Source organism: Paenibacillus tyrphae (assembly GCF_024158745.1).
GTDB lineage: Bacteria > Bacillota > Bacilli > Paenibacillales > NBRC-103111 > Paenibacillus_G > Paenibacillus_G tyrfis_A.
The window spans coordinates 1-390 of the sequence record NZ_JAMZAW010000078.1; the positions used below are offsets into that span (position 1 = coordinate 1).

General features: G+C 45.4%; 1 protein-coding gene. It reads right to left on the reverse strand.

The annotated features are described in order from the left end of the window. On the reverse strand, positions 1-390 hold a 390-nt coding region (locus NI000_RS36590; protein ID WP_253416176.1), incomplete at both ends, for an HD domain-containing protein.

The window sequence follows — 390 nt, forward strand, 5'->3', positions numbered from 1 at the left end:
ATATGAAATGCGCCCACATCGAAACCGGCACCAAAGTGAACGAGAGCAATCTCAGGCTGCTTTTCTTCTGCGAGAACAGAGGTGTGCAGGACAATGGCTTCACGCACGATGTCTATCTTTTCTTTCGGATAGCCATGATGAGTCAGGAATTCATCCGCTGCATTGGCGCTGTCTACTTCGAAAGAATGTCCATGATCGCATCGTTCAGTCAGACCCAAATCATGGAAGATGGCCCCTAGATAAAATAACTCTGGATCGAATTTCATTGCTTCCCTTTGGGCCAGAAGACCGCCGAACTTGTAAGTTCGAAGACAATGATTGAATAGAAACTTTGGTGACAACTCCAAAACCAACTCAGTTGCTTTTTTACACAACGAACTGTCAGGAACT